Here is a 23,812-nt window from a genome sequence, read left to right on the forward strand (position 1 = left end):
GCCCCTGGTATCGGGAAGGGGCGGGGAGGGGAAAACCCAGCCGGACACCCCGCAAGACGCCAAGGCCCGGGCAACGGCGCCCCTCGCCGCGGAAGGCATGCCGGGCGGGCCGGAGCGGCAGGGACTGCCGCAGCGGGTCGGGCGGTCGAGCCCAGGCATCGAGCCCGTGCCGGGGCGCGAAGGCGGCGTCAGCCCGCGGCCTCGCTCCGGGCGTCGCCCGCCGTACGGCGCCGCAGCCGCCGCCACAGCGCGGGCGCCGTGCTGATCACCACCGTCAGGACCACGGCCGCCGCAACGCCCTCCCACGGCTTGGGGAAGAGCGAGCCGCCCAGGATCCCGATCAGCTGATACGTCGCCGCCCAGGTCAGCGCCGCGGGCCCGGCGCCCCGGACGAATCTCCGCAGCGGCCAGCGCGCCAGCAGACAGGCCAGCATCACCGGAATCCGCCCCGCCGGGATCAGCCGGGACAGCACCAGAACCGCCACCCCGTGCTCCTCCAGCCGCTCCCGCGCCTGCCCCAGCCGCTCCGGCGCCGCGTGGTCGTGGATCCGTTCCAGCCACCGCGAGCCGTTCTTCGAGCGCACGCCGCGCCGCCCGAGCCAGTACAGCGTCACATCGCCGGAGAAGGCCGCCAGCGAGGCCACTCCGAAGACCACCAGCAGCGACAGCGGGGGAGCGGTCTGGTGGATGGCGACCACCGCCGCCGAGGAGACCACCGCTCCGGTGGGCACCACAGGCACCAGCGACCCGAACACCACCAGCAGGAAGAGCGAGGGGTAGCCCACCGCCTGCTGTGTCGACTCGGACGGCACGCTCCGTGCCAGATCCCCCAGCGCGGCCAGGTCCACCAGATCCGTCAGGTCCCCCGTCATCTGGCGGGCTCCAGCCGCACGCACTCCCCGTGCACCAGCCGGTGCACCACCGCGTCGGGGGCGAGCCGCCCTGCGTGGCGTACGAAGTCGTCGCCCGGGGCGTGGAATTCATGCGGACGGATCGCGTCCATGCCGATCGGCCAGTACGTCCCGTAGTGCACCGGCACCGCGCAGCGCGCCTCCAGCCGCGCCAGCGCCTGCGCCGCGCGGTCGGCGTCGAGATGGCCGGGGCCGAGGTACGGGCCCCAGCCGCCCACCGGGAGCAGCGCCACATCGCAGGGGCCCACCGCCTCCGCCATCCGGTCGAAAAGCCCGGTGTCCCCCGCGAAGTACGTGGTCGACTCGCCGCTCAGCACATAGCCCAGCGCGGGCACCCGGCTCGGCCCGTACGGCAGCCGCCGCCCGTCGTGCGCGGCCGGTACCGCCCGGATCCGCACCTCGCCGACCGCGCATACGTCCCCCGGCGCCACCTCGGTCACCCGCAGCCCCCGCGCCGCGACCACCCGCCGCAGCCCGGGCACCGACCGCCCGGCCCCGCGCGGCACCACCAGCCGGGTGCCGGGCAGCAGCTTGGCCAGCGAGCCGGGGTGCAGATGGTCGGCGTGCAGATGCGAGACCAGCGCCACGTCCGCCATCGCCGCGGCCCCCGGTGGCACGGCTCCCCGGCGGCGCCGCAGATGGGCCAGCCGCCGTACGAAGAGGGGGTCGGTCAGCACCCGCACACCGGAGTCCCGCACGGTCGCGGTGGCATGCCCCCACCAGGTGATCTCCACCGACATCTGCCGCCTCCTCCCTCGGGCCATCCGTCCCCGCCCCGATCCTCTCACCCCGCGCCGCCCGCGCCGGGTGGTGCATGGAATCGGGCCCGACCGGGTATGCATGACTCATGCATGATGAGAACGAACCCGATGAGAGGGAACGCGTGGCGAATCTGCTGGGGGCCACGGCGCTGGCGATCACGGACGATCTGCTCAGCGCCCCGGCCGCCGCGTCCCGCCTGAGCATGAGCGCGGCCGCCGCGCTGATCGTGCTCCGTGCCGACCCCGGGGTGAGCGTGACCGAGCTCGGCCGCCGGGTGGGGCTGACCCAGTCCGCGGCGGTGCGCATGGTCGACGGGCTGGAGCGGGACACCCTGGTCGAGCGGCGGCGCGGGATCGGCAATTGGACCGGGGTCCACCCCACCGCCAAGGGACGGCGGACCGCGGCCCAGCTGCTGACCTCGCGCACCTCCCGGCTCACCGGACTGCTGGACGGCCTCGGCGAGCCGGAGGTCCGCGACCTCGGCGCACTGCTGGCCACGCTGCTCGACGGGCTCTACCAGGGCAGTGGCGGCCCGGCCGACCGAATGTGCCGGTTGTGCGACCGGACCGCCTGTACGCCGGACGGTGTGGAGTGCCCGGTCGGGGCCGCGGAGCGGGCCGCCGCCCGGGCGGATCATGGGTGAGCTGCTGGCCGTCGCCTCGGCGCTCTGCTTCGGCACCACCCACTTCCTGAGCGGCCTGGTCTCCCGTCACCGGCACGGGGTGACGGTCGCGGCCTGTGCCCAGGCGGGCGGCACGGCGGTCAGCCTGGTCCCGCCGCTGCTCACCCGGCACGCCAATGCCCCGCCCGCGTCCCTGGGCTGGGGCGCGCTCTCGGGGCTCGGCACCGGTGTGGGCGTGGCATGCCTCTACTGGTCGATGAACCAGGGGCCGATGAGCGTCGTGGTGCCGGTCAGCGACGTCACGGCGGTCGGCCTCCCCGTGCTGGCCGGCATCACCCTCCTCGGCGACCGCCCCTCGCCCCCGGCCCTCACCGGCATCGCGCTTGGGCTGCCCGCGCTGTGGCTGGTCTCGCGGGGGAAGCCGCGCGGGGCACGCGGGCCGCGGGCGGGGCATGGGCCGGGCGCGGACCGGCCGCGAGCGGCCGTCGTCCTGGCGCTGGTCGCCGGAGTGGGCCTGGCGGTGCACTTCTTCGCGCTCGCCCGGATACCGGCCTCGGCCGGATGGTCGCCGGTGGTGGTCAGCCGGGCCGTGTCGGTGGCCGTCATCCTGGCGCTGTTCCCCGCGACCGGCGCCTCCTTGCGGCTGCCCCGCCGGGCGGCCGCCGTGGCGGCGGTGGCGGGCGCGCTCGGCACCCTGGCGACCATCCTCTATCTGCTCGCCACGCGGCAGGAGCTGCTGTCCGTCGCCGTGGTGCTGTCCGCGCTCTATCCGGCGGTGCCGGTGCTGCTCGCGCTGACGTTCCTGCGGGAGCGGATCACTCGGCCCCAGGCGGTGGGGCTGCTCGGCGCGGGGCTGGCCATCGGGCTGATCGCCCTCAACTGACGGCGTGCCGCCCGCGGTCTCACGGGGACGCCCGGCGGATCGTGACGCCTGCGGCGGGCCGCTCCCCTCCCCGACGCCTGACGCTATGCGGCTCCGCCGTGCGGTGGGGCCGGGGTTCAGGGGCTGAGCCCCTGGTACCGGGAAGGGGCGCGGAGAGGGAAGCCCCCTCCGCCGGGCGGAAATCCGTGGACCGGCGGGCCGGCCGTACGGCACGATGACCGCCGCCAACCCCGGGCGCCCGGGGGCCAGTCCACGAAAGGCCGTCGTCGTCCGTATGAGCCCTGCACTCCACCAGCGCGCCGTCGTCGCCGACGCCCACAACGACCTGCTGATCGCCGTCACTGCCCGTCCGCCGCACCGCTGGGCTGGCTACTTCCGGGAGCGCTGGCTGCCGCAGCTGCGCGAGGGCGGGGTGGATCTCCAGGTGCTCCCGGTCTTCATCGACGACCGGTTCCGCCCCGAGGGCGCGTTGCGCGAGACGCTGCGGATGATCGAGTGCGCCCACACCCTCGCCGAGGGCAACGCCGACGAGGTACGGCTCTGCCTGGACGGCGACGACATCGACGCCGCGCTCGCCGATGGCCGGATCGCCCTGGTGCTGGCCCTGGAGAGCGCCCCCGGGCTGGACGCCAACGTCGAGCTCCTTCCGGCCCTCCACCGCCTCGGGGTACGCATAGCCTCGCTCGCCCACTGGGGGCGTACCGCCCTCGCCGACGGCAGCGGTGAGGACGCCACCGGAAGCCGGCTCACCGAGGCCGGGGTACGGGCGCTGAAGGAGATGGAGCGCCTGGGCATCCTCTTCGACGTCTCCCATCTCGGCGCCTCCGGGGTGGCGCACGTGCTGGAGCTGGCCACCCGCCCCGTGATGGCCACCCACTCCTCCGCCCGCGCGCTGCTGGACCACCATCGCAACCTCACCGACGAGCAACTGCGCGGGATCGCGGACACCGGTGGCACGGTGTGCGTCAACTTCCTCGGCGAGTTCCTGGCCACCGCCCCGGCCGACCGCACGGTGGACCGGCTGGCCGATCACATCGTCCACATCGCCGAGGTGATCGGCGTCGGCCATGTGGGTCTGGGGCCGGACTTCATCAAGGAGGTCAGCGTGGACACGACCCCGCCCTGTTGCGAGGGCGTCGAGTACGCCCAGCTGCTGGTCCCCGGTCTCGAAGGTCCCCGCGGACTGCCTCTGGTGACCGAGGCACTGGTCCGAAGGGGCCTTCCGGAGGCGGACATCGAGAAGATCCTCGGCGGCAATGTGCTGGAGCTCTTCCGCGCGGAGCTGGGGCGCCCCGGCTGAGACACGGCGGCTACCGCTCGGCGGCGGCCACGGCCAGGAACGCGTCGATCGCGGCGAACGTGGCCTCCGGGGCCTCCCGGGTGGGGAGGTGGCCCGCGCCCGCGATCAGCTCGAAGCGAGCGCCGGGGATGGCGGCGGCGTACGCGCGGCCGTAGTCGGGCGGTACGACGGTGTCGTTCTCGCCCCACACCGCGAGGGCGGGCACCGTCACCCGGGCGAGCCGGTACAGCAGCTTCGGATCGGACTTCACCGGCCCGGCATAGGCGGCCAGCGCCCGAAGCGCCGTGGGCGAGGGCCCCCGCCGCACCCCCGCCGCACCGGAGCCCTCTCCGGGTCCGGTTCCCTGGGCGAGCCCGAGCCCCTGGGCGCCGGGGCCCTCAGCGGGTGTTGAGTCGGGCGGGGGCGTGGGGAATTGGATTTCGTGTCCCTCGAGTCGTGGTCCGAACGCGCCCATGACGATCAGCCCGCCAATGCGGCGGCCCCGGTCGCGTACCGCCATCTCCGCGGCGATCCAGCCGCCGAAGGAGCTGCCGAGGACCAGGACATCGCGCAGATCCTGATCGTCCAGCAGGTCCAGGTACGTCTCGACGAGGTCGCCCACGCCCGAGAACCACTCGGGCCGAGGGGTGTCCTCCCAGCCCGGGTGGGTCGGAGCCAGCACCCGGGAAGTGGCGGCGAAGTGGTCCACCACGCCGCTCACGCTGGCGGGTCCGGCGCCGCCGTGCAGGACGAGCACGGGGCGGCCCGCGCCCACGTCCCGCACCGTCAGGGGCAGGCCGGGGTAGGGCTCCCATGCGGTGGGCGTCGTCATCGGTCCGCACCTCCGGCGGCGGTCATCGTGATGAAGGCGTCCCGCAGGATCCGCAGGGCGTCCGGCTGGAAGAAGTCCACGAGGTGGTCGGCCGATTGCCTGGCCGCCTCCTCGGCGCGCGGGAACATGGCTGTCTCGTAGGCGTTCAGCGCCGTCTCCAGGTCGTCGTGGGCGGCCAGGGCGAGGGCGAGTTCCGCGCCGTCGAGCATGGCGAGGTTCGCGCCCGCCCCGGCGAAGGGGGACATCAGATGGGCGGCGTCGCCCAGGAGCGTGACGCCGGGCACCCGGTCCCAGCGGTGGCCGATGGGCAGGGCGTGGATGGGCCGGGCTACGAGCGGGCCCTCGCTGTCGGCGATCAGCGCGCGCAGCCCCTCGTCCCAGTCGGGGAAGAGGTCGAGCAGCCGCTTCCTGGCCGCCGCCGGGTCCGCCGGGTCCGCCGGATCCGCTGGGCCTCCCGGGCCCGACCGGTCGGTGAGGCCCGAACGGCTCCACTCCTCCGGCGCCTTGACCGCGGCGTAGACGCGGATCCGGCCGTCGCCGTTGCGCTGGGCGAACAGCCCCTTCTCGTCCGCGAGGGCGAACATCGAGCCCCGGCCCACGAGTTCGGCCACGGCCGGATGCCGGGTGTCCACGTCGTTCAGGAGGCCGTCGACGAACGACACCCCGGTGTAGACCGGTTCGGCGTCGGACAGCAGGGGCCGGACCCGGGACCATGCCCCGTCCGCGCCCACCAGCACATCCGTCTCGACGGACGTGCCGTCGGCCAGGGTGAGCGTGGGCCGCCCCGCCGGGCCGGGGGCGACCGCCCTGACCTTCTGGCCCCAATGGACGGTCCCCTCCGGCAGCGACCCCAGCAGCAGGTCCCGTAGCGCCCTGCGGTCGATCTCGGGACGGCCGTTGCCGCCACCGTCTTCCGGCGGGAGGAGGTGCAAGCTGACGTCGGCGTCCTTGCCGAGCAGCCGCAGCTCCCCGCCCTCGGGGCGGCTCAGCGGCCGGAACGCCTCGAGCAGCCCGGCGTGCGACAGCGCTCGCTGGCCGGACTCCTCGTCCAGGTCCAGGGTGCCGCCCTGGTCGCGTGCGGTCGCCGACGCGTCCAGCTCGTAGACGGTCGAGGGGATGCCGTGCACATGGAGGACGCGCGCCAGCGTCAGCCCTCCCGGCCCGGCTCCGACGATGGCGATACGGGGTGGTGCGGACATGGGTCGTGCGGACATGCGTGGTGCGGACATGGGTCGTGTGGGCATGGCGATGGATGCCTCCCTGGGCCTCCCCGGCTCCTCGGCGCGTGTGCGCCGCCGGATGGGAGGAGCGTAGGGCGACGAACGCGTTCGTGGCAAACACGTTCGTTACGAACGAGTTCGCCAAAGGGTACGATGGCGCCATGACAGCGCACCCCACCGCCCCGCGGAGCCGCCGGGAACGTCCCGCGAAACCGGCCCTGACCCGGGAAGGCATCATCGCCACCACGGTCGACCTCATGCGTGCCGAGGGCCTGGAGCGGGTGACGATGCGCCGCCTGGCCAAGGAGCTGGACACCGGCCCCGCGTCGCTCTACGTCTACGTCCGCAGCATGGCCGAGCTCCACGCGGCCGTCCTGGACGAACTCCTCGGCGGCGTCGACCTGACCCCGGCGGCGGCGGACGGTGAGTGGCGCGACCGGCTGGGGCGGATCCTCACCTCGTACACCTCGGTGCTGTTCGAGTACCCCGGTCTCGCCCAGTCCGCCCTGGTGGCCCGCCCCTTCGGCAAGCACTATCTGAAGCTGGTGGAGGCCCTGCTGGCGCTGCTGGACGAGGGCGGCCTCGAGCCCGACCGGGCCGCGTGGCTGCTCGATCTGCTGCTCCAGTTCGCCACCGCGACCGCGGCCGAGCACGCCCACCGGGCTCCCGGCGACGCCCCCCAGAGCGAGTCGGACTGGCAGGCGCTCGCCACGGTGGTGCGGGACGTCTCGCCGCGGACCCATCCGCATATCGCCGCGCTCGGCACACGGCTGCTCTCCGGGTCCCCGCAGGACCGGCTGGCCTGGGGCTTCGACGTCCTCATCGCCGGGGCGCGGCACGCCCCGCCGCCGGACGTGCTCGCCCCGTCCCCGGTGCATACCCGGGGCACCGAGGGTTGAGGCGGCGGCGCCCAGCCGCGCCCGGCGGGCCGCTCGCCATTCACGGCTGTGGTCGTGTACGCGGTGGGTCCGGTCAACTCCGCCGTAGCGCCTTCACCATGACCAGCTCCCTGGTCACGCCGTCGGCCAGCAGGTCCCCGGGCTCCCGGGTGGCGGCGAAACCGTGCCGCTCGTAGAGGGCGATCGCCGACGCGTTGTCCGGGATCACCGCCAGCCGCAGCGCGGTGGCGCCCATCCGCAGGGCCCAGGTCTCGACCGCCGCGATCAGCAGCCCGCCGACGCCGTGGCCGCGTGCCTCGGGGCTGACCCAGACCGACCTCAGCTCCGGCGGCCGCCCGTCCCCGTCCCCGCCCCCATCTCCGCTCCCGGGATCTCCGTCTCCGCTCCCGGGCATGCCGCCCGCCATCCCGACCGCCCGGCCGTCCAGCAGGGCCACGACGTGGTACGCGTCCGGCATCGCCAGCCGGGCGCGCCACCGCTCCTCGCCGCCGTGGTGCCAGTCGGCGAGCCGGGACTTGAAGGCGTGCGGCGCCTCGGCCAGCGCGGCCCGGCGGACGTCCCGCCACAGTGGCCAGTCGTCCATCGTGACCACCCGCAGCCGCACCACGCGGCCCATTCTCCCGCATCGCCAGTCGCCGTCGGGCCGCGTCGCGCACAGCCGTCCCCGCCGGGAGATGGCCGGGTTCCCCCCGCTGTGCCATGCTTTGAGAAGAGGCGCCATCCCTTTTGAGGGGGCGCGGCAGCGAAGGCCCCGCCGGTGGTCATGACCGGCCGCCGCGCGGAGGCCGATCAGGGGCCCGGGTACGCCACGAGACCGGCGGTCCACGCACGGAGGCGGTGCAGGCGTGCTGTGACCGGGCATGTGCTGACGTTCACGGGGACGGCGTTGGTGGCTGTCTATGTGCTGGACGCGGAAGGTGCCGAGCTGCGATTGGCCGAGACGGTGCGCGGCGCCGGACGGTCGTACGCGCTACCGGCCCGCTATCCCCTGTCCGGGCGCTCTCCCGTCGCCGATGCCTTCCGCGCCGGGCGCCCCCTGTGGCTGACCCCCACCGAGCTCGCCACCTACGGCCCCACCGGGCCCACCACGCCCGAGACCCCCACCACGCCCGGCGTCTCGCTCGGGGCGCTGCCACTCGGCGGGGACGGCAAGGGGCTCGGATGCCTGGTCGTGGTGGACGAGGCACCCGGCGGGATCGACGCCGACCGCCGCGGCTTCATCGAGCTCTACGCCCACCACGTGGCCGCCGGAGTCGAGGCGGCCGGTCCGCAGGCACTCACCCAGCCGCGGCCCGAGCTGCCCGGCCTCACCCTGGACCGGCTGCGGGTCGGCTCGTTCGTACTGCTCCTCGACAGCGGGCGGATGACCGCAGACACCCAGGTGCTCGACCTGTTCGGCATCCCCGGGGAGGACTTCGACGGCCGGGTGGAGACCCTGCTGGCGGTCGCCGTCCCGGACGACGTCCCCGCCCTGATGTCCGTCCTCGAGCCCGACCTGCTGACCTCCGGCACCGCACAGCTGGAGTTCCGGATCCGGCGGCCCAACGGGGAGCTGCGCTGGCTGGGGCTGCGCGCCCGGGTCGAGACGGGGTCGGACGGCATGCCCTGGCGCATGCTCGGCATGATCGCGGAGACCTCGTACCTGCGGCCGAGCGCCGACGAGGTGTCCCTGGTGCAGCGGCTGTCCGCCGCCCTGGCCGGGGCCACCACCGTACGGAACGTGGCCCGGGCCGTGGTCGGCGCGCTGCGCGATCCGCTCGGGGCGGGTCGGCTCGCGGTCGCCGAGCTCCAGGCCGATCAGCTGGTGGTCGGCGTCCTCGCCCCCGCGGAACCCGCCGCCTGGCCCGAGGTGTGGCGGGCCGCCTGGCGCTCCGAATGGCCCGAGCCGCCCAGCCACGCCCTGCCCACGCTGGCCGAGGCGCTGCGGGAGGGGCAGGTCAGCATCTTCCCCGAGGGCGCCGATCTGGAACCCGGGCTCGCCGGTATCGGCCCCGGCGGACTCGCCGTACTCCCGCTCCCCTCCGACGGCCGGATCGTCGGCGTATGCCTGATCGGCTGGGAGGAGCGGCATGAGTTCGGCCCGGAGGAGCGCTCGCTGCTGACCGCGACCGCCGGTCTGGTGGGCCAGGCCCTCGTACGCGCCCACGCCCTGGACGCCGAGCACGAGCTGGCCACCATGCTCCAGCGCAGCCTGCTGCCACGGAAGCTGCCGGAGCTGCCCGGCGGGGTGGCCGTCACCCGCTATCTGCCCGCGACGATGGGCCTTGAGGTGGGCGGCGACTGGTACGACGTGATCCCGCTGCCCGACGGCCATGTGGCACTGGTCATCGGGGACGTGCAGGGCCACAGCGCCGCGGCCGCCACGATCATGGGCCAGATGCGCACCGCCATCCGGGCCTACGCGGTGGAGGGCCACCCGCCCGATGTGGTCGTGGCGCACGCCAACCGCCTCCTCGTCGGCATGGAGACCGACCTCTTCGCGACCTGCTGCTACGCCGATCTCGACATGGAGGAGGGCGAGGCGTGGTTCGTCCGGGCCGGGCACATGCAGCCGCTGCTGCGCCACCCGGACGGCACCACCGAGGAGCTCGACGTCGAGGGCGGCCCGCCGCTGGGCGTGGTCGCGGACGCCGAGTTCCCGATGACCGCGGCCGGGCTGTCCTCCGGCACCCTGCTCGCCCTGCTCACCGACGGCCTGGTCGAGTCCGCCCGGCTCGACCTGGACGACGGGGTGCGCCGGGCCTGCCAGGCGCTGGCCCGCGCCGATCCGTCCGACCCCGGCGGGGTGGCGGACGCGCTGCTCGGCGGGGACAGCCGCCGGGACGACGACGTCGCGCTGCTGTTGCTGCGCTACGACGGGATGCGGGTGCGGCCCACCCGGGCGAGCTGGACCGTGTGGCGGCTGCCCGACGCGGTGATGCACGCCCGCCGCTTCACCGCGCGCACCCTGCGCAACTGGGGGCTGGAGAACGAGCTGGACGTGGCCCTGCTGGTCACCTCCGAGCTGGTCACCAACGCCCTGGTGCACACCCGCGGCGAGGTGCGGCTGAATCTGACGCTGACCGCGGACCGGCTGCGGATCGCGGTGAACGACCTCTCGCCGCGCACCCCCGTCAAACCCACGACGGTGGACTGGGAGGCCACCGGCGGGCGGGGGCTGCTGCTGATCGAGGCGATGTCGCAGACCTGGGGCTCGGTGCCGCTGAGCGGGGGCAAGCAGGTCTGGGGCGAGATCAACTTGTCGTCCCCGCGGAAGGAGCCCCCGGGTGGACCGGCCCCGGGTGGACCCTCCGCGGGCGGACCGCAGGAAGGGCCCGCGCCCCGGGCGGAGCTCCCGGAAGCCCCGGCCGGTGCGGCACCGGACGAGGCAGCCGCCCCGGCAGCGGACGAGGTCATTGAGGGGGTCACGGGGAGGAGGGGGCCACGGAGGAGGAGGGCGAGGGGATGATCCGCTCCCGTACACGGTCCCGTACCCGCTCCCGTACCCGCGACCGCCTCCGTGCCGCCATCGCCGTCGCGGTGGGCCTCATGCTGGCCGTGTCCCTCGCCGCCTGCGGCAAGGCGGCCCAGCTCGGCGAGACGATGAGCGTGGCCGGGAACCACCGCCACGGCCCCCTGCGGATCGGCCTGCTGCTCCCGGAGAACGAGATCGCCCGTTTCGAACGCTTCGACCGGACCCTGATCCAGCAGCGGATCAAGGAGCTGTGTCCGCGCTGCACGGTGAACTACTCCAGCGCCCAGCACGACCCGGCCGCCCAGCGCTTCCAGATCGAAGCCATGGTCTCCAACGGGATCGACGTCCTCATCCTGGACGCGGTGGACACCAAGGCCGTCCGCCACTCCGTGGTCCAGGCCCACCGCGCCCACGTCCCGGTCATCGCCTACGACCGCATCGCGGAGGGGCCCATCTCCGGCTATGTCTCCTTCGACGGCGGAAGCGTCGGCAGGCTCCAGGGCCAGGCGCTGCTGAGGGCACTGGGCCCGAAGGCCAGCGGCAGCCAGATCGTCATGATGAACGGCTCGTCGACCGACCCCAACGCGGCCTGGTTCGAACGGGGTGCGCGGTCCGTCCTCCGGGGCAAGGTCAAGATCGCCAAGTCCTACGAGACCGTCGGCTGGCGCCCGGAGAACGCCAACCGCAACATGTCCGCCGCCATCGCCGCCCTCGGCCCCTACGGCATCGACGGCGTCCTCGCCGCCAACGACGGCCTGGCCTCGGGCGTCATCACCGCCCTCAAGGCGGCCCGGATCCATCCGATCCCCCCGGTCACCGGCCAGGACGCCGAGCTCGCCGGCATCCAGCGGATCCTCGCGGGCGAGCAGTACATGACCGTCTACAAGCCGTTCAAGCCCGAGGCGTACACCGCCGCGGAGATGGCCATCGCGGTGGGACGCGGCAGATCGCTCGACGGGATCGCCACCCACCGGGTCGACAACTCCACCACCCGCGGCATCCCCGCGGTGCTGCTCGATCCGGTGGCCGTCACCGTGCACAACATCAGGAGCACCGTCATCAAGGACGGTCTGTATCGCGTCGATCAGATATGCACCAGGAAGTACGCGGATGACTGCCGCAAGGCCGGGCTCATCGGCCGGAACGGCGCACCGTAGGACGCGGAACGAAAGGAGGCGCGGATGGCCCGACCGTCGGCCCCGCCCCTGTTGGCGCTGAGCGGCGTCTTCAAGCGCTTCGGCGCGGTGCAGGCGCTCACGGACGTCGAGCTGGAGATCCACGCCGGTGAGGTCATCGCCCTGGTGGGCGACAACGGCGCGGGGAAGTCCACCCTGGTCAAGGTGATCGCGGGCGTCGAACCGGCCGACACGGGCACCCTCGAATGGCGGGGCCGCCCCATCCACATCGGCCGCCCGCACGACGCCCAGCACCTGGGCATCGCCACCGTGTACCAGGACCTCGCGCTCTGCGACAACCTCGACGTCGTCGGCAATCTCTTCCTCGGCCGCGAGATCACCCGGATAGGCGTCCTGGACGAGGTGGAGATGGAGCGCCGCACCCGCGATCTGCTGGCCACCCTCTCCATCCGCATCCCCGATGTCCGCCGGCCCGTCGCGTCCCTCTCCGGCGGCCAGCGGCAGACCGTCGCCATCTCCCGGGCGCTGCTCGGCGAACCGAGCCTGGTGATGCTGGACGAGCCCACCGCCGCGCTCGGCATCGAACAGACCGCCCAGGTCCTGGACCTGGTGGAACGGCTGCGTGAACGCGGGCTCGGAGTGCTGCTGATCAGCCACAACCTGGGCGACGTCAAGGCCGTCGCGGACTGGGTCGCGGTGCTGCGCCTCGGCCGCAACAACGGGTTCTTCGACGTCACCACCACTGCCCAGGAGCAGATCGTCTCCTCCATCACCGGCGCGTCCGACAACGCGGTGGTGCGGCGCACGGCGCGGGAGGGGGAGCTGTGAGCATCCCCGGCGGATCCAGCGCCCAGGCCGCCGAACGCTTCGGCGACGCGTTCGGGCGCAAGGTGGGCGGCGGTGCGTTCGGCGCCGTCCCCGTCCTGCTCGGGCTGCTCGCGATCTGGATCACCTTTCAGATCCTCAACCCGCACTTCCTCTCCCCGCGCAACCTCTCCAACCTCAGCGTGGACATCGTCGGCACCGGCATGATCGCGGTCGGCGTGATCTTCGTGCTGCTGGTCGGCGAGATCGATCTGTCGGTGGGCTCGGTGAGCGGCCTGGCCTCCGCCCTGTTCGCCGTGTTGAACGTCAACTTCGGCATGCCCGAGCCACCCGCCATCATCCTGGGCGCCCTCTGCGGTACGGCGGTCGGCTTCGTCCACGGCTACTTCACGGCAATGGTCGGCGTCCCCGCGTTCGTGGTCACCCTCGCCGGGCTGCTGGGGTGGTACGGCCTGATGCTCTCCATCATGGGCACGTACGGCACCATCAACCTCGACGACCAGGGCCTGGTCGCCCAGCTGACCAACTACTACTTCTCCGATGTGGCCGCCGCCTACGCCCTGGCGGCGCTCGGCACCGCCGGGTACTTCCTCACCGTCTGGCGCGACGTCAAGCGCCGCCGCGCCGCCGGAGTGCCCGCCCGCGCCCCGGTCTGGATCGCCGTCCGCACGGGGGTGCTCGCGGTGCTCGCCTTCGCCGCCGCGTATGTGCTCAACGAGTTCCAGGGGCTGCCGCTCGCCCTCCTGATCTTCCTGATCGTCCTCGTCATCCTCGACTTCGTCCTGCGCCGCACGTCCTACGGCCGGATGATCTTCGCTCTGGGCGGGGGCGTCGAAGCGGCCCGCCGGGCCGGGATCAACGTGGCCTGGGTGCGCACCTCGGCGTTCATGATGTCGAGCACGATGGCCGCCATCGGCGGCCTCTTCCTGGCCTCCCGGATCAACTCGGTCAGCCAGACGTCGGTCACCACGGACCTGCTGATGAACGCCATCGCCGCGGCGGTCATCGGCGGTACGAGCCTCTTCGGCGGCCGTGGCAGCACCTGGTCGGCCCTGCTGGGTGTGCTGGTCATCCAGTCGATCGCCTCGGGCGTCGCCCTCATGGACATCCAGACCGCCGTCCAGTTCATGATCACCGGCGGTGTGCTGCTGCTGGCCGTCGTGATCGACACCCTCTCCCGCCGGGCGCAGCGGGCCCACGGCCGGGCCTGATGGTCCGGCGGGCCCATTCGCACTAAGCGGTCGTGTCGTTCCTGCCGCCGGTCGCGGCCGTTGGGCAGGCTGCGGGCAACATTGCCGACCGATCTGTCGAGTCTTTCGGGAAAGGTGGTCCGGTGAAGAAGGTCATTCGCGTAGTGGTGCTGGGTACTTCCGTTACCTGCGCCCTGGTGTTCGGAGGCGTCAACGTGGCACAGGCCCAGCAGTGGCCCGGCCTTCCCGGCGACTTCTTCAGCGACCTCACCACCCTGGGGCCGGGCCAGCACAATCGGTGCGACTCCAGACTGTCGCTGGGAACCCCGGAGGACGGCGGAACCGGTGGAGTCGGCGCCAGCGCGCTCCAGCCCGGCTCGGCCGACGGTCCCGGATCCACCTGCCGGAACACCCGCGGCTAACGCGTCCAGAAGGAGGCGGGCAACGCCTCAACCTCGAGAGCGGCTTGGCGCAGGTAGGCGGCGACCGGCAACAGCCCGGCGTACACCGGGTCGCCGCCACCGGCCAGCCGGTCGATGACATCGGCGTTGGACCGCGCCCGTGCGGGCACCACGTCCGCGAACTCGCGCGACGACGGCCCAGCGGTGTCCCAGTCGAAGAACCCGACGAGATCGGCGTCGCGCCACACCGCGTTCCACGGGGCGGCGTCATGGTGTCCGACGATCAGCCCCGGCCGCCACGTCTCCCCGGCGAGCCAGCGCACGCCCGACGGCGGTACGAACGACTCCGTCGCATCGTGCAGCCGACGGGCCCACTTGCCGACACTCACCAACGCGGTGTCGGAGAACACCCACGCGGGCCAGGGAAACGCCTCACCCGTGGTGTCGCCCGCGAGATGGGTCAAGACCTCACGCCCGCGCCCGTCGGTCCCCAGCACCCGGGGCGCCCCGTCGAATCCCACGGCCTCCAGATGCCGCAGCACCGCGTGTACGGCAGGCGTCCAGGGCTGGGCGGGCCGGTGAACCGCGTCCCCGATACGCACCGCACCGGCGCTCCGGCCACCAGCCAGACGTTCCTCCTCCATGGCCAAGGCTGTATCCCGAGCCCGACCCACCGCGCATGCCCATTTCCCGCTCGAAGCGGGCAGCGCCCGGCGCGTCCGGGCCGCGGTGGACCGTTCCCGGTCGTAAGCGGAATCGATCCATCCCGGTAACCCGCTGTCCGCCGGGTCGCGGGGGCGTTGTGCCACGCTTGAAGCCGGTTCGCGCACATGGTGCGAATCGGTGATGCGAAGTGAGGGCGCGGCGTGCAGAAGCCCCGATGGAAGACCGTGGGGGGAACCCTGCTCCGGGTGGCGGCGGTGTGGGCGGTGTCCACGCTCACGATGCTGGCGCTCGCCGGGATCCTCCCCGACTTCCGCTTGACGTCAGGCGACGGTGACTCCGCGACGCAGATCGCCATCACGGCGGCCAGCGGCGCGGGCGCCTTCGGGGTGCTCAGCGCGCTGGTGTGGCCGCTGCTCGTACGGGCGCTGCTGCTGATGCCCGCGCTGGTGCTGGGGCTCCTGGTGTTCGTGCTCAACGGCTCGATGCTGCTGATCGCCCTCAGCGTGAACCCGGACGGGCGCGGCGCCGCCGAGCCGGAGACCGCCGTCGTGGTGGCGGCCGTGATGTCCGCCGCGTCATCGGCCACGAGCACCTTCCTGACCGTACGGGACGACGGCGCCTACCGGCGTCGGCTGGCGCGGCTGGCCGTGCGGCGCAGACGGCGGCTCGGTGAGGACGGGGGGAGCGACGAACCCCCGGGGACGATGTTCCTGCAGCTCGACGGGGTGGGGCACGCGGTGCTCAGGGAGGCGCTGCGGGAGCGTGAGAACCGGCCACCGGTGATGCCCACCGTCGCGGGCTGGCTCCGGAGCACCCACCAGGTCACGCCCTGGCGCACCGACTGGTCCAGCCAGACCGGCGCCAGCCAACTCGGCATCCTGCACGGCTCCAACGAGGATGTGCCCGCCTTCCGCTGGTACGAGAAGAAGACCGGGGAGGTGATGGTGAGCAACCGGCCGAGCAGCGCGGCGCTGCTCCAGCGCCGCGCCGCCGCCCGGGCGAGACACGACGGACTCCTCACCGTGGACGGGGCCAGCCGGGGCAACCTCTTCACCGGCGGCGCGGAGCAGCTGGCCCTGGTCCTCTCGGTCGCGGCCCGGCGCGGCAAGCACAACCGCTCCCGCTCCGGCTACTTCGCGTACTTCGCCGACCCCGCCAACGCCACCCGCACCGCCGGGTCGTTCCTCGCCGAGGTGGTCCGCGAGATCTTCCAGTCCACCCGCGCCAAGCTGCGCCGCGAGACGCCCCGGGTGAAGCGGGGCGGGCTGTATCCGTTCATCCGGGCGTTCGCCACCGTCGTGGAGCGGGATGTCGTGGTGACGGCGGTGATGGGGGACATCCTGTCCGGCCGTACCGCGATCTACGCCGACCTCGTGGCGTACGACGAGGTGGCCCACCACTCGGGGCCGCGCAGCCGGGACGCCCTGCGGGTGCTGGCCCGGCTCGACCGCTCCATCGCGCTGATCGCCAAGGTCGCCGAGCGCGCCCCGCGCGACTACCGCGTCGTGCTGCTGTCCGACCACGGGCAGAGCCCGGGCGAGACCTTCGCGGGGGCGTACGGGCTGAGGCTGGAGGACCTGGTGCGGGCCGGCTGCGGTCTGCCCGTGCCGCGGCGGGCCGGGCGGACCCCGAGCGGGGCGGAGGCGCGCGAGGCGGGGCGGGCGGCGCTGCACCGTCCGGAGAAGCCGGAGGTGGACGGGGACGACCCGATCGTGCTCGCCTCCGGGAACCTCGGCCTGATCTCCTTCCCCGACGTACCGGGGCGGATGAGCCGCGAGCAGATCGACGCCCGCCACCCCGCACTGCTGCGCACCCTCGCCGACCACCCGGGCGTGGGCTTCGTGCTCGTACGGTCCGAGGCGCACGGTGCGGTGGTGCTGGGCGCGGACGGCGCCGAGCACCGGCTGGACACCGGGGAGGTCGTGGGGGCGAACCCGCTCACGGTCTTCGGGCCCGGCGCCGAGGACGCCGTACGGCGCACCGCGCACTTCCGGAACACCCCCGACGTCATGGTCAACTCCGCCTACGACCCCGCTACCGGCACGGTGCACGCCTTCGAGGAGCAGATCGGCTCGCACGGCGGGCTCGGCGGGGAGCAGGGGCACCCCTTCCTGCTGTGGCCGGCCGGGCTGACCCCGCCGGTGGCGGCGGGGGAGGAACTGGTCGGGGCCGAACGGGTGCACCACGTGCTGCGGCGCTGGCTGGAGGAGGCGGACGGGCCCCAGGTGCCGGAGGAGGAGGAGGAGGCGACCGCCGCCCCGGCGGAGGCCGAGGCGCCCGCCGGCCCACGGCCGGCCAAGGCGCCCGACGCGGCGCGCACCGGGCGGGATTCCCGGTGGGACGGCGCCCCCGCCGCGCCCATTACCGTGGTCAGCCGGGCCGTTCCGGACAAGACCCCGTGACGTTGGCCCAGCACCGGGCCGGCCGATAGCCGATATCGGGAAGCCCGTAATGCGGTGCGGCGAATCCAAATCCGGATACGAATGCCGCGGCGATCGTCGGGTACGCGCAACAGGCCTGTCCACTGAAAAGAGTTGCTTGTGCCTGTCCCAACCGATGTCGAAGCCTCCGCGTCCGCGCCCTCACGGCACCGCCTGCTCTGGCGTGCCGTCCAGCGACGCAAGAACCCTCCACTGCGTCGGAGCGACATCACGGTCACCGAGGAGAAGACCGTCCGGAAAGCGGTGAAGGCGGCCGCGCTGGGAAACGCCATGGAATGGTTTGACTTCGGGATCTACAGCTATCTCGCGGTCACCATCGGTAAAGTGTTCTTTCCATCCGGAAATGACACGGCCCAGGTTCTCTCCTCCCTCGCGACTTTCGCGGTGGCCTTTCTGGTCCGTCCCGTGGGAGGTTTGTTCTTCGGGCCGCTCGGCGACCGGATCGGCCGTAAGAAGGTGCTGTCCTTCACCATGATCATGATGGCGTCCAGCACGCTCGCCATCGGACTGATCCCCAGCTATGCCGCCATCGGCTTCTGGTCGCCCGCGCTGCTCATCCTGTTCCGTATGCTCCAGGGTTTCTCCACCGGCGGGGAATACGGCGGCGCCTCGACCTTCATCGCCGAGTACGCGCCCGACAAGCGCCGCGGCTACTACGGCAGCTTTCTGGAGTTCGGCACGCTGATCGGCTACACCTCGGCGGCGGGACTGGTGACCATCCTGACCGTGACGCTCGCCGACTCCTCGATGGATTCCTGGGGCTGGCGCATTCCGTTCCTGGTCGCCGCGCCGATCGGGCTGGTCGGTCTGTATCTGCGGCTGAAACTGGATGACACCCCCGCGTTCCAGAAGCTGGAGGACGAGGGTTCCACCAACGCGTCCGAGCGCGAAAGCCTGCCGTTCTGGCAGGTGTTCCGCACCCAGTGGCGTGCGATGGCGCTGTGCATCGCACTGGTCGCCGCGTACAACATCACCGACTACATGCTGCTGTCCTACATGCCGACGTATCTGTCGGACACCCTCCACTACAGCAGCACCAGCGCCCTGGTCTCGATCATCATCGTGATGGTGGTGCTGATGGCGGCCATCACCTTCGTCGGCCGGTTCTCCGACCGCATCGGCCGCAAGCCCGTGCTGATGGCCGGTTCGGTCGGCTTCCTGGTCCTCGCGGTGCCCTGCTTCCTGCTCATCAAGCAGGGCGGGATCGTCCCGGTCTTCGCCGGGCTGCTGCTCCTGGGGCTGTGTCTGCTGCCCTATGTGAGTGTGATGTCCGCGTCGCTCCCCGCGCTCTTCCCGACGAATGTGCGCTACGGCTCGCTCTCCATCGCCCTCAACATCTCCGTCTCGCTCTTCGGCGGCACCACGCCGCTGGTGACCGAGGGACTGATCAGCAGCACCGGGGACGATCTGATGCCCGCCTACTACACGATGCTCGCGGCGGTCGTCGGCATCATCGCCGCCGCCGTGATGAAGGAGACGGCCCGCAAGCCGCTGGAGGGCTCGCCGCCCGCCGTGGCCACCAAGGAGGAGGCCATCGCGCTCGTGGAGTCCCAGCGGTCCTGAGTCACCCCGCCTCCATTACCCCGGCGGTAATCGACCCCCGCGCAGGGCGGCGGCAGGGTTGAGGCATCGGGTTCCGGGCCGGCGTCCTCCAGTCCGGGGCCCGTTCCCACCAGGGGATTTCATGGAGGAGTGACCAGATGACGCAGTACGACACCGCCGTCGCCCGCTACTTCGAGGCGTGGAACGCCACCGGCCCCGAAGCCCTCGCCAAGGCGGTGGCCGCCGCCTGGACCGAGGAGGGCGGCTACACCGACCCGCTGGCGGAGGCGCGCGGCCATGAGCAGCTGGCCGCCGTCATCGCCGGGGCCCAGAAGCAGTTCCCCGGCCATGAGTTCCGGCTCACCGGCGCCGTGGACGGCCACCACGACACGGCCCGCTTCAGCTGGGAACTGGTCTCGACGGCCGACGGCTCCGCCCCGGTCGCCGGGACCGATGCGATCACCCTGGCCGGGGACGGCCGGATCCGCTCCGTCCTCGCCTTCCTGGACCGGGTCCCCGCAAGCGGCTGAAGCCGCGCCCTGACGAGCGGCTGAAACCGCGCCCCTAGGGCTGGCTCAGCCGGCCCAGTGCGGCGGCGGTCTCCGGGTCGGCCGGGAGGAAGGTCTCGATGGCCAGCTCGGAGACCGTGACGTCCATGGGGGTGTTGAAGGTCGCGATCGTCGAGATGAACGACAGCACCCGCCCGCCGTGCTCGATCATCATCGGCAGCGCGAAGGGCGGGGTGTCACCGGCGGTCGCCGTCTCCCGGTCGCCGCTCTCGGGCAGCGGATAGGCCGCCACCTCGTCGTACAGCGCACGCAGCGGCGAGGAGCGCATCAGCGCCAGCTGCCGGTCCATCTGGTCCAGCAGATGGCCACGCCACTCGCGGAGGTTGCGGATGCGCGGGGCCAGCCCCTCGGGGTGGAGGGTGAGGCGCATCGCGTTCAGCGGGGGCCGCAGCAGATGCTCCGCCACCCCCTCCAGAAGCGCGGCGATGCCCCGGTTGGCCGCCAGCACCCCATAGGTGCCGTCCACCACGAGCGCCGGATACGGCTCATAGCCGGTCAGCAGCCGCTCCAGGGAGTCGCGCAGGGCGCTCATCGACGGATCGTCCACCGACCGCTCCGGATAGTGCGGGGCGTAACCGGCGGCGATCAGCAGGGCGTTGCGCTCGCGCACGGGGACGTCGAGGTGATCGGCGAGCCGGAGCACCATCTCCTGGCTGGGCCGCGACCGGCCGGTCTCGATGAAGCTGATGTGGCGGGCCGAGGAGTCGGCGCGCAGCGCGAGCTCCAGCTGGCTGATCCGGCGGCGGTCCCGCCACTCGCGCAGCAGTGTGCCCACCCGGGGCGGCGCGGCAGTCGTCATGACCCGAAGGTAGCCGACGCCGGGCGGGGCCCGTGGCAGGGTGGAAGGGCCACCGGTTCACCCGCGACGAAGGGATGTGTCATGGCCGTCGAGCCGCTTACCGACCAGGAGATCCAGGGGCGTCTTGAGCAGCTTCCCGGCTGGTCGTTCGCGGACGACCGGCTCTTGCGTACGTATGTGTTCAAGGGCCATCCGCAGGCGGCCGGGCTGGTGGCGGAGATCGCCACCATCCAGGAGGAGCTTGACCACCACTCCGATCTCACCCTCGGCTACAACAAGGTGGCCGTCACGGTGAACACCCACAGTGTCGGCGGCAAGGTGACCGCGCTGGACTTCGAGCTCGCCGGGCGGATCGAGGAGATCGCCCCGCAGCACGGCGCCCGCGCCGACTGACCGGCCCGGCGGCGCCCGGTCACCCCCGGGCGTGCCGGAAGCGGGCCAGACCCTCCTGGAGGTCCACGATCGGGTCCGGGTAGTCCAGCCGGTCCCGCTCGGCCTTCGGCAGCCGCCAGGGCGTGTGGACGCCGGAGCCGGTCACCCCGGCAAGCTCCGGCACCCAGCGCCGCACATACGCGCCGTCCGGGTCGAACCGCCGGGCCTGCGCCAGCGGATTGAGGACCCGGTTCGGGCGGGTGTCGGTGCCGGTGCCCGCCGCCCACTGCCAGTTCAGCTGGTTGTTGGCCACGTCCCCGTCCACCAGCAGCTCCAGGAAGTGCCGGGCGCCGGTCCGCCAGTCCTGGTAGAGCGTCTTGGTGAGGAAGCTCGCCACCAGCAGCCGCGCCCGGTTGTGCATCCAGCCCTCGTGGCGCAGCTGCCGCATCCCGGCGTCCACCAGCGGATAGCCGGTGCGCCCCGCCTTCCAGGCCGCGACCTCGGCCGCCTCCCCGCGCCACCGATCGCCCCGCGTACGGTAGTCGGTGTACGCGGCGTCCGGCCGGGCGGCCAGCACCTGGTGGTGGAAGTCCCGCCAGGCCAGCTGCCGTACGAACGCGTCGGCGCCCGCGCCGCCCGCCTCCCGCGCCCGGTGCACCAGCTCCACCGGGGACAGACAGCCGAAGTGCAGATACGGGGAGAGCCGGGAGGTGGCGTCGCCCGCCAGGTCGTCCTGCCGGTCGGCGTAACTCCGCAAGCCCGACCGCCACCAGGAGCGCATCCGGCGGCGGCCCGCCGTCTCGCCGCCCTCGGGCAGCCCGGGGGAGGCGCTGCCCGGGGCGAGTGTGGTGACCGCCGCCACCGGCTCCGAGCGGAGCCCGGACGGCACGCTCACCGTGCGCGGCGGGCTGAGCGGCCTGCGCTGCCCGGCCCGCTGCCAGGCGCGGAAGTACGGGGTGAAGACCGCGAAGTGGTCCTTGCCCGCCGGGGTCACCTCGCCCGGCTCCACCGCCGTCACCACCGCGCCGTGCACCCGCAGCCGCCGTCCGTCGGCCTCCAGCGCCTCGCGCAGCCGCCGTTCGCGACGGGCGGCGTAGCCGCTCACCCCGCCCGCGATGTGCACCTCGTCCGCGTCCGCCTGCCGCACCGCCCGCAGGATCTCCGCCACCACCTCCCCCCGGCGTACCACCAGCCGCCCGCCCCGCTCGCGCAGCCCCGCGTCGAGATCGGCCAGGGCGTCGGCCAGGAACGCCACCCGGTTGGGGACCGCGAACCCCGTCCGGGCCAGGCCGCGGTCCACGACGAACAGCGGCACGACCCGCTCGGCGGAGCGGAGCGCGCCGCGCAGTACGGGGTTGTCGGACAGCCGCAGATCGGAGGTGAAGACGGAGAGGGACGTGCTGCTCATCCCTCTCCCTTACCCCACCCGGCACCGCGGATCGGCCACTCCCCGCCCCCTTTCACCCGGTCACGCCGAGGGGAACGCCAACAGGACCAGCGGATCGCCCGTCGGGGCCCTCGACCCTCCGGCGGGCTCGACCGTCACCCCCATGGCCGACGCCTTCCCGACCGCGCCGCTCATGACCGCCGCCGTGCTCCGGCCCGAGGAGTCCAGCAGACCGGCCGGGCGCATCGTGCCGCCGTCGCTGAACCACAGCTGGTAGATCCGCCCGGCGGGCGGTTCGGGCAGCCCCGAGGCGAGGAACACCGCCTTGTCCAGCCCGCGCGAGACCACCACCGTGCCGGTCGAGCCGCCGGTCATCCGCCCGCTGCGGCTGTGCGCGTCGGGCGCGGCCAGCACCTGGGTCAGCTCCTCCGCCCGGGCCGCCCGCTGCTCGGAGCGGCGGGCGGTGTCACGGGCGTCGGACGCCTGCCGGTACTGCCACACCGCGGCCCCGCCGCATACGGCGGCAGCGGCCACACAGGCCGCCAGCGCGACGTTCACGGCCCGCCGCCCGGTGCGCCGCCGGGGGCCCGCGTGGGACTCCCGGGTCTCCCGCGCCGCCAGCCGGGGCGGCTCCTGGCGGACCGTGGCGATCCGCCGCAGCACATCGTCCTTCATCGTCGGTGGCGGTGCCAGGGACGAGGCCACCGCCAGCCTGGCGGCGGTCTCCCGCAGCTCCCGTACCTCCTGACGGCAGGCGTCACAGACCGCCAGATGCCGCTCGAACTCGCCCAACTCCCGCCCCGACAGGGCGTGCACCGCGTACGCCCCGGTCAAGGTGTGCAGATCCGCCCTGGTCATGCGCCGACCCCCAGACAGTCCCTGAGCCGGATGAGCCCGTCCCTGAGTCTGGTCTTCACGGTCCCGAGCGGCAGCGACAGCAGCTCCGCCACCTCACGGTAGGAGCGGCCCCGGTAGTAGGCGAGCGTCACCGACTGCCGCTGCAGCTCGGTCAGCGTCCGCATGCACCGGCGCACCTGCTCGCGCTCGAGCCTGGCCTCCACCTGCTCGGTCACCTCGTCGAACGCCGGGGTGCGCGACAGCAGCGCGGCGCGCTCCTCGCGGTCGGAGGCGGCCTGCGCCGAGCGCACCCGGTCCACGGCGCGCCGGTGTGCCACCGTCATGATCCAGGCCATGGCGCTGCCCCGGCCCGGGTCGAACCGCGCCGCGGACCGCCACACCTCGACCAGGACCTCCTGGGTGACCTCCTCGGCCTGGGCCGGGTCGCGCAGCAGACTGCGGGTCAGCCCCAGGACCGGCCCGCTGACGGCGTCGTAGAGGGTTCCGAACGCGTTCTGGTCCCCGCGGGCCACCAGCTGGAGCAGCTCTTCGAGGTCCGGTCCGCGCGCGGCGGGTCCGCCGATGTACACGGGTTCTCTCACGGGCCGTCCTTCCGGGAACGATGCGGCGCACACGGAGGTGTCGTACCCCATTCGTCGCCCGGACGGGTGCGGATTGGTCAAGGTGCTCCGAACACGTCAAGGAGTGCCGTTGAACGTCGAGCCGTGCCGGACACGCGTGAGGCCGCCGTGGTCCGTACGGCCGCGGCGGCCCCGGCGCCGGGC

The 23,812-nt window shown here is 73.2% G+C and carries 23 protein-coding genes; 13 read left to right on the plus strand and 10 right to left on the minus strand.

Going from position 1 to position 23,812, the window contains the following annotated elements:
- Positions 1–188: 188 nt before the first annotated feature.
- On the minus strand, positions 189–872 hold the full coding sequence (locus VT50_RS09610) for a DedA family protein (protein ID WP_046088214.1): 684 nt from the start codon (positions 870–872) through the stop codon (positions 189–191).
- Positions 869–1,651: an MBL fold metallo-hydrolase gene (locus VT50_RS09615; protein WP_046088213.1), complete on the minus strand. Its 783-nt coding sequence runs from the start codon at positions 1,649–1,651 to the stop codon at positions 869–871. The genes VT50_RS09610 and VT50_RS09615 overlap by 4 nt, the downstream gene beginning before the upstream one ends.
- A 107-nt stretch (positions 1,652–1,758) precedes the next feature.
- Here VT50_RS09615 and VT50_RS09620 point away from each other — a divergent pair, with 107 nt between their 5' ends.
- From VT50_RS09620 to VT50_RS09630, 3 genes are all read left to right on the plus strand, one after another.
- Positions 1,759–2,316 carry a MarR family winged helix-turn-helix transcriptional regulator gene (locus VT50_RS09620; RefSeq protein ID WP_046088212.1) on the plus strand — a complete coding sequence of 186 codons (558 nt, stop codon included), beginning with the start codon at positions 1,759–1,761 and terminating at the stop codon, positions 2,314–2,316.
- Positions 2,309–3,178 (plus strand): DMT family transporter, encoded by an 870-nt coding sequence (locus tag VT50_RS09625; RefSeq protein ID WP_046088211.1) that lies wholly within the window; start codon positions 2,309–2,311, stop codon positions 3,176–3,178. Before VT50_RS09620 ends, VT50_RS09625 begins: the two co-directional genes overlap by 8 nt.
- A gap of 274 nt (positions 3,179–3,452) precedes the next feature.
- The gene (locus VT50_RS09630; RefSeq protein WP_046088210.1) at positions 3,453–4,478 is read left to right on the plus strand and encodes a dipeptidase; all 1,026 of its coding nucleotides are present in this window, start codon (positions 3,453–3,455) and stop codon (positions 4,476–4,478) included.
- 10 nt (positions 4,479–4,488) lie between these two features.
- Here VT50_RS09630 and VT50_RS09635 read toward each other — a convergent pair whose 3' ends face one another.
- On the minus strand, positions 4,489–5,289 hold the full coding sequence (locus VT50_RS09635; RefSeq protein WP_046088209.1) for an alpha/beta fold hydrolase: 801 nt from the start codon (positions 5,287–5,289) through the stop codon (positions 4,489–4,491).
- Positions 5,286–6,488, minus strand: coding sequence for an FAD-dependent oxidoreductase (locus VT50_RS09640; RefSeq protein ID WP_046088208.1), 1,203 nt, complete (start codon positions 6,486–6,488; stop codon positions 5,286–5,288). Before VT50_RS09640 ends, VT50_RS09635 begins: the two co-directional genes overlap by 4 nt.
- Before the next feature lie 182 nt (positions 6,489–6,670).
- Between VT50_RS09640 and VT50_RS09645 the strand changes: the two genes are divergently transcribed.
- Entirely contained in the window at positions 6,671–7,408 is a 738-nt protein-coding gene (locus VT50_RS09645; protein ID WP_046088207.1) for a TetR/AcrR family transcriptional regulator, read from the plus strand.
- Between the two features lie 73 nt (positions 7,409–7,481).
- On the opposite strand, the gene VT50_RS09650 is transcribed toward VT50_RS09645, so the two are convergent.
- A complete protein-coding gene (locus VT50_RS09650; RefSeq protein ID WP_046088223.1) occupies positions 7,482–8,015 on the minus strand; it encodes a GNAT family N-acetyltransferase in 534 nt (177 codons plus the stop codon).
- A 243-nt stretch (positions 8,016–8,258) separates the two neighbouring features.
- Here VT50_RS09650 and VT50_RS09655 point away from each other — a divergent pair, with 243 nt between their 5' ends.
- From VT50_RS09655 to VT50_RS09675, 5 genes are all read left to right on the plus strand, one after another.
- Positions 8,259–10,856, plus strand: coding sequence for a SpoIIE family protein phosphatase (locus VT50_RS09655; protein ID WP_240529107.1), 2,598 nt, complete (start codon positions 8,259–8,261; stop codon positions 10,854–10,856).
- Positions 10,853–12,019 (plus strand): sugar ABC transporter substrate-binding protein, encoded by a 1,167-nt coding sequence (locus tag VT50_RS09660; RefSeq protein WP_046088206.1) that lies wholly within the window; start codon positions 10,853–10,855, stop codon positions 12,017–12,019. The genes VT50_RS09655 and VT50_RS09660 overlap by 4 nt, the downstream gene beginning before the upstream one ends.
- A 24-nt stretch (positions 12,020–12,043) precedes the next feature.
- Entirely contained in the window at positions 12,044–12,826 is a 783-nt protein-coding gene (locus tag VT50_RS09665; protein WP_046088205.1) for an ATP-binding cassette domain-containing protein, read from the plus strand.
- Positions 12,823–14,034: a sugar ABC transporter permease gene (locus VT50_RS09670; RefSeq protein WP_107424763.1), complete on the plus strand. Its 1,212-nt coding sequence runs from the start codon at positions 12,823–12,825 to the stop codon at positions 14,032–14,034. The genes VT50_RS09665 and VT50_RS09670 overlap by 4 nt, the downstream gene beginning before the upstream one ends.
- Positions 14,035–14,156: 122 nt before the next feature.
- Positions 14,157–14,435 (plus strand): hypothetical protein, encoded by a 279-nt coding sequence (locus VT50_RS09675; RefSeq protein WP_046088204.1) that lies wholly within the window; start codon positions 14,157–14,159, stop codon positions 14,433–14,435.
- Here the strand turns inward: VT50_RS09675 and VT50_RS09680 are convergent.
- Positions 14,432–15,058 (minus strand): aminoglycoside phosphotransferase/kinase family protein, encoded by a 627-nt coding sequence (locus VT50_RS09680; protein WP_046088203.1) that lies wholly within the window; start codon positions 15,056–15,058, stop codon positions 14,432–14,434. The two genes, VT50_RS09675 and VT50_RS09680, sit on opposite strands and share 4 nt — an antisense overlap.
- 300 nt (positions 15,059–15,358) lie before the next feature.
- On the opposite strand from VT50_RS09680, the gene VT50_RS09685 reads away from it, so the two are divergent.
- From VT50_RS09685 to VT50_RS09695, 3 genes are all read left to right on the plus strand, one after another.
- On the plus strand, positions 15,359–17,482 hold the full coding sequence (locus tag VT50_RS09685; protein WP_420822183.1) for an alkaline phosphatase family protein: 2,124 nt from the start codon (positions 15,359–15,361) through the stop codon (positions 17,480–17,482).
- Positions 17,483–17,620: 138 nt separating this feature from the next.
- Complete coding sequence (gene proP, locus VT50_RS09690) at positions 17,621–19,084, plus strand: glycine betaine/L-proline transporter ProP (protein WP_046088202.1); 1,464 nt, start codon at positions 17,621–17,623, stop codon at positions 19,082–19,084.
- Between the two features lie 137 nt (positions 19,085–19,221).
- Complete coding sequence (locus tag VT50_RS09695; RefSeq protein ID WP_046088201.1) at positions 19,222–19,593, plus strand: nuclear transport factor 2 family protein; 372 nt, start codon at positions 19,222–19,224, stop codon at positions 19,591–19,593.
- 34 nt (positions 19,594–19,627) lie between these two features.
- Here VT50_RS09695 and VT50_RS09700 read toward each other — a convergent pair whose 3' ends face one another.
- Positions 19,628–20,431, minus strand: coding sequence for a helix-turn-helix domain-containing protein (locus VT50_RS09700; RefSeq protein WP_046088200.1), 804 nt, complete (start codon positions 20,429–20,431; stop codon positions 19,628–19,630).
- A gap of 81 nt (positions 20,432–20,512) precedes the next feature.
- Here VT50_RS09700 and VT50_RS09705 point away from each other — a divergent pair, with 81 nt between their 5' ends.
- Positions 20,513–20,824: a 4a-hydroxytetrahydrobiopterin dehydratase gene (locus VT50_RS09705; protein ID WP_046088199.1), complete on the plus strand. Its 312-nt coding sequence runs from the start codon at positions 20,513–20,515 to the stop codon at positions 20,822–20,824.
- Between the two features lie 19 nt (positions 20,825–20,843).
- Here the strand turns inward: VT50_RS09705 and VT50_RS09710 are convergent, their stop codons facing one another.
- Genes VT50_RS09710 through VT50_RS09720 form a run of 3 tightly spaced genes read right to left on the minus strand, consistent with a single transcriptional unit; the run spans position 20,844 to position 23,629 of the window.
- Positions 20,844–22,211 (minus strand): cryptochrome/photolyase family protein, encoded by a 1,368-nt coding sequence (locus VT50_RS09710; protein WP_046088198.1) that lies wholly within the window; start codon positions 22,209–22,211, stop codon positions 20,844–20,846.
- A 60-nt stretch (positions 22,212–22,271) separates the two neighbouring features.
- Entirely contained in the window at positions 22,272–23,048 is a 777-nt protein-coding gene (locus VT50_RS09715) for an anti-sigma factor (RefSeq protein ID WP_079343801.1), read from the minus strand.
- Positions 23,045–23,629: a sigma-70 family RNA polymerase sigma factor gene (locus tag VT50_RS09720; RefSeq protein WP_079343802.1), complete on the minus strand. Its 585-nt coding sequence runs from the start codon at positions 23,627–23,629 to the stop codon at positions 23,045–23,047. Before VT50_RS09720 ends, VT50_RS09715 begins: the two co-directional genes overlap by 4 nt.
- Positions 23,630–23,812 lie beyond the last annotated feature (183 nt).

Source organism: Streptomyces antioxidans (assembly GCF_000968685.2).
GTDB classification, from domain to species: domain Bacteria; phylum Actinomycetota; class Actinomycetes; order Streptomycetales; family Streptomycetaceae; genus Streptomyces; species Streptomyces antioxidans.